At 69.2% G+C, this 2,496-nt stretch carries 2 protein-coding genes; both read left to right on the top strand.

Annotation, left to right across the window (positions count from 1 at the left end):
• Nucleotides 1–2: 2 nt before the first annotated feature.
• Nucleotides 3–698: a type II and III secretion system protein gene (locus E6J59_19860; GenBank protein ID TMB15597.1), complete on the top strand. Its 696-nt coding sequence runs from the start codon at nucleotides 3–5 to the stop codon at nucleotides 696–698.
• 95 nt (nucleotides 699–793) lie between these two features.
• On the top strand, nucleotides 794–2,496 hold a 1,703-nt coding region (locus tag E6J59_19865), incomplete at its 3' end, for a sodium-translocating pyrophosphatase (protein TMB15598.1).

Consider the following 2,496-nt stretch of genomic DNA (forward strand, 5'->3'; position numbering starts at 1 on the left):
TCATCTCCAACAGCGAGAACTTCAACCTCTTCATCAACGCGCTGGCGACGATGACCAACGTGAAGATGCTCTCTGCGCCGCACATCATGGCGGCCGACAACCGTGAGGCGCACATCCTGGTCGGCCAGTCGATCCCGATCCTCACCTCGACCCAGACATCCACGATAGCGGTCTCCAACGTCGTCAACTCGGTCCAGTACCGCGACACCGGGAACATCCTCACCATCCTGCCGCAGGTCAACTCGAAAGGCCTGGTGAACATGCAGATCCGGCAGGAGGTGAGCGACGTCGGGCAGAACTCGTTCGGGAACACCAACTCGCCCTCGTTCAACACGCGCGAGGCCGAGACCACGGCGGTCGTGCAGGACGGCGAGACGGTCCTCATCGGCGGCATCATCATGGACACGATCCGTCACACCCGGCAGGGAGTCCCCTACCTGATGGACATTCCAGTCCTCGGCTGGGCCTTCCGCGTGAACAGCGACACGACCCTACGGACCGAGCTGATCATCCTCATCTCCCCCTACGTCGTCCGCACCCGCGAGGAGGCGCGCGAGGTGACCGGCGAGTTCGCCGACCGGCTCCAGGGCCTGAAGCGCATGGGCGAGGCGCTGCGCGCGCGCCACGAGCGCTACAAGGCGAGGCGCGAGAAGACCCGCGATGATGCCGGCGGTGGGCCGGGCGCGCCGAGCCCCTGAGCCGGCGCCCCGCCGCCCGACGCTTGCAGTGACGCGGGGCACACGGTAGGTAGGGCGGCTTTTTTCACCTACACGAAGGGGCGAGGTGAGGGGCGATGATCCCGCTCGTGATGCTCATCAGCGTCTTGTCGCTGGCGTTCGCGGTCTACCTGGCGCGGGAGGTCCTGGCCGCCGACGAGGGCACCCCGCAGATGCAGGAGATCGCGGGCGCCATCAAGGAGGGCGCGGAGGCGTTCCTCCGCCGGCAGAACGCCACCATCTTCGGGATCGGGCTCGGCGTCGCGGCCCTCATTTTCGTGCTCTACGCCTTCGTGCGCCCGCCGAACCCCAACGACCCGGCCAGCCCCTTCAACATGGCGGTGGCGACCACGCTGGCCTTCTGCTTCGGGGCGCTGTGCTCGGGCGTGTCTGGCTACGTCGGCATGTTCGTGTCCATCCGCGCCAACCTGCGCACGGCCTCGGCGGTGCGCTCGAGTCTCAACCGCGCGCTCCAGCTCGCGCTCCGCGGCGGGGCCGTGTCGGGCCTGTTCGTGGTCGCCATGAGCCTCCTCGGCGTGGGCGGACTCTTCGTCGCCCTGCGCGCCTTCGGGGTGGCGGACGAGAAGATCCCGCTCCTGATCGTCGGCTACGGCTTCGGCGCGAGCCTGGTCGCGCTCTTCGCGCAGCTGGGCGGCGGCATCTACACCAAGGCGGCCGACGTCGGCGCCGACCTGGTCGGCAAGGTCGAGGCCGGCATCCCCGAGGACGACCCGCGCAACCCGGCGGTGATCGCGGACCTCGTCGGCGACAACGTCGGGGACTGCGCCGGCCGCGGCGCCGACCTCTTCGAGTCGACGGCGGCCGAGAACATCGGCGCCATGATCCTCGGCGCGGGGCTCGCGACGGCGGCGCTGAGGACGGGCGTCCACTTCGCGGCAGGCATGCTCGGCGTCATGCTCTTCCCGCTCGTGGCGCGCGCCTTCGGGCTGATCGCCTCGATCGTCGGCGTGATGGCGGTCCGCACCGACGAGAACGCGGACCCGATGAGCGCGCTCAACCGCGGCTACTACATCGCCGCCGGGCTGGCACTCCTCGGCTTCGGGGTGGCGACGCGCTGGCTCCTCCACGCCCCCGAGCGCCCGCTCGCGTGGCTCCACTTCTTCGCCTGCGGGCTCGTCGGCATCGCGACCTCGCAGGCCTTCGTCTACATCACGCAGTACTACACCGAGTACCGCTACCGCCCGGTGCGAGAGATCGCCGCGGCGGCCCAGACCGGCCCGGCGACGACGATCATCACCGGCATGTCGGTGGCCCTCGAGTGCACCGCCATCCCGACCATCGTCATCTCCCTCGCGATCCTCGGCTCCTATCTCCTCGGCCGGGCGACGGGCATCCCCGGCGCGGGCCTCTTCGGCACCGCCGTCGCCACCATGGGGATGCTCGCCACCGCGGCCTACATCCTCGCCATGGACACCTTCGGCCCGATCACCGACAACGCAGGCGGCATCGTCGAGATGAGCCATCAGCCCGAGGACATCCGCAAGAAGACCGACCGTCTCGACGCGGTCGGCAACACCACCAAGGCCCTCACCAAGGGCTACGCGATCGGCTCCGCGGCGCTCGCCGCCTTCCTCCTCTTCTCGGCCTACCTGGACGAGGTGCGTAACTACGGCTTCAAGATCGAGACGGTCGACATCGCGAAGCCGGAGATCTTCGTGGGCGGGCTCCTCGGCGCCATGCTCGTCTTCCTCTTCTCGGCGCTCGCCATCCGGGCGGTGAGCCAGGCGGCGCAGTACGTGATCATGGACGTGCGCGCGCA

The sequence above is a fragment of the Deltaproteobacteria bacterium genome, from assembly GCA_005879795.1.
GTDB lineage: Bacteria > Desulfobacterota > Binatia > DP-6 > DP-6 > DP-6.